At 42.6% G+C, this 2,927-nt stretch carries 1 protein-coding gene; it reads right to left on the reverse strand.

Annotated elements, in window-relative coordinates:
* Nucleotides 1–204 precede the first annotated feature (204 nt).
* Nucleotides 205–2,016, reverse strand: coding sequence for a DUF262 domain-containing protein (locus PLK24_RS10225; protein ID WP_324478821.1), 1,812 nt, complete (start codon nt 2,014–2,016; stop codon nt 205–207).
* Nucleotides 2,017–2,927 lie beyond the last annotated feature (911 nt).

Raw genomic sequence — 2,927 nt, forward strand, 5'->3', positions numbered from 1 at the left:
CGGGAAGGAATTACAAAGAAATGGGGTATTAGATATTGGGAATTTGTTCTCACCCTCCTCCCCCCTCCCTTCACGAGCCCGTACTCGATCTCGTAAAAGGCATGCGGCACTGAAGGTAATAAACTGGTTTAGACCCGCTCTTTTTCTATCCTAGTTCTTCAACATACTCTTTCCCTTTGAGGGCGATTCTGTTGGTCATACCAGTTACAGAGGCACGTTCCAGATTTTATCGCAAATCTGTTTATAGAGTTCCTGTCTCTTTTCTATATCTTTGGAGGAGAAATGATCGTAGGGTGAGAACTTCAAATTCTCCTTCTGAATGAATCGGAGAAAACCGGGGTTATTCTGATAACACAACTTATGTAATGAACGTGCGAGGAGATTCTCACTGAAATACATCGGGAGTTTTTCCTCGAAGGGGTTGTCATTGTAGCTCGCATTCTTGTCTTTCGGCAGGAGGAGCAAATCCCCGAATTTGTTTCTCACTTTCTGGAAGTCTTCTTCGGTTGCAAACTGGTCCTTGAACCATTCGTAGTGATCCGGCCAGATATGCTCAATTTCATAGGGATTCCGAATCTTCCGGTTCACATAATCCTCAAATTTTGTTGCAAGGCCACTTCCGGTCTCGATATAGTGGGTCATTCTTGCAAGGATATGGAGCATGTAGCGGGCGGTAAACTGATTTAAGTAGAACCCGTCGATTCCGTCTATCTTGAACTCCATGGCTTGTAATTCATTCTGAAGGATTGATCGTAATTCCGGGATGGGTTTCCTCCGTATTTTCTTGCTCAACTTGAACATGGGGTTTTTCATGACCGAATAGTCCACGGTTTTGAAGTTAAATACTCGTCTGGCAATATACTGGTCTATAAACTTGCTGACAATCTGGATTTTTTCTTTTACGGTTGCATCATCGTCGGAGGGGTCTATTGCAGACAGAATGACCTGGTATTGGAGGGTGAAGTTCCGATCCGCATTGTAAAAGACATATTCATACTCTTTGTTGAATGTGAGTGAATATTTTTTTAGAGTTATATAAATATCCGCAAATTTAGGGAAATACTCTTTTATGAAACGTTCATAATCTGCGGATTTGCGTAACCCCATCTTCCCGCTATTTTCCTTTACCCATTTGTGGAATGGTTTTCCAATAATATCCCAATCCTCGTTCTCCGCTCCGGCTTTTGTTTCACGAATGGTTTCAGCATACTGTGCCCGAAGCCAGTTCTTGAAAAAGTTTGCATCCTCTTCTTTGTCAATCTGGTTAAGCTGGAGGATCTTCTTTTTCCATATCTCGTTTGCTTCATTGCGGATGATATCGGATTGAATTTCAGAGAGGAGGAATCCCTTGAGCATCTCTGTCGGGGTCAGACTCAACCCCCGGTCGTTCATCGTTACGAATATTTTATGGGCATCCTGTTCGGTATACGCAAGGATTTGAACAAGGTCGACGTTATAAATGAGCCAATTGATGAAAAACGGTAATGCTTCTCCTTTCAGGTCTTCGGGAAACAATTCAACAATATCCCGATAGCGTTCGTATATCGTCACTACGCTTTCAGGCTGATCATGGGGGTCAAATGGTTTATTCGTATAGAGGGCATTCAAACACGGTTCTCTCTCCTCAACATTGATGTTAAAAGATCTCTTCCCGAACTTTTCCGAGAAGATGAGGTGATCAAGAGGCACCCGATTCGGTCGATCTTTCTGCAAATTGTTCAAAAAAATCAGTAAAAGGGTAAGTGATGTAAGGCGCTGTTGACCATCGATTATAGCATTCTGACTTTCACTGTTACTGATAATGATGGACCCCAGGAAATAATGCCCATATTGCTGAACCATATCCTGGGAATGTTCGGGATTGTAATATTTTTGAAATTCATCGGTCAAATCGTCAATCAGTTCTTCGATTTGCTTCTTCCCCCACCGGTATTCCCTTTGATAGTAGTGGATGGTGTATTTTTTAAAGGAGAGTAAATCGCTGAGACATTTTTCCTTTCCATCGATCTTTTTCATGGTTATGCCTCCACAGAAATAAGGCTGGTTATGCAGACTTCACCAGAAAGGAGATCATCCATCAGCCCATGTTTGATTGCGAGGTTTTTTTAATTGGCTCCTCATTTTCGATTTTTTCCCGGTTAGCGTAATAATTTCGCTTAGATGATCAGTTAACTTCCACAACCAAAGTCGTTTCGTTTCGCTTCAAATTGATAAAGTAATCCAATAATTTTTTTCATTATCGTAGCCCCACTCCATCTCTGGATCTTAAAGAAATACTATTATCTGGCGATTTCATAGTGGTTAATCGATCTCTTTTTCATGTATGACATAATAGACAATTTTTATAAGAATCAATAAAATTCTATTTTGATGCTTATTCTTGGTAATTACTCACTATACGCCACGCGACTCTATCCACCTAATACAAGGATGCGATCATCAAAATTCTCCGGGTCATGAGGGTTCTTCCAGCACTCCCCTTTTTTTGAGGCAGAGGGGGAAATCATCCACATATCCACCATGGTATTTCCCAACCGTTCCTTAGCGAAAAATCAGGAAACTCAATCCTCTTGTTTCACAGATTTATCAAAAAAATAACTTTTTCCCACCCTTCATGGAATGGGAAGAAATCTCCTCGGAGTGATAGCAGGTGTTTTTCCGGAAATGCAGAAACACGGCCATGCACCAGCAAAAGTACCCCCCCTCTCTCCGGTATCGAAGGACACACCAAAAGGGCGATGACGCATCATCCGGGACCTCCCGCCCCTTCCGCACGACCCGAAAAATAGGTGATGGGAGAGTATTTCACGCCGGGAGGAAGCAGGCGCAGATGGCCATGATCAGGAACAGGAAAAGAATCGTGCGGTGGTTTTTCATCATATCATCCCCCCCGGTGTGCTCCGGAAAGAATGGAGAGCACTATGCGG

Origin of the sequence: Atribacter sp. (assembly GCF_035418125.1) — a bacterium.
Taxonomy (GTDB): domain Bacteria; phylum Atribacterota; class Atribacteria; order Atribacterales; family Atribacteraceae; genus Atribacter; species Atribacter allofermentans.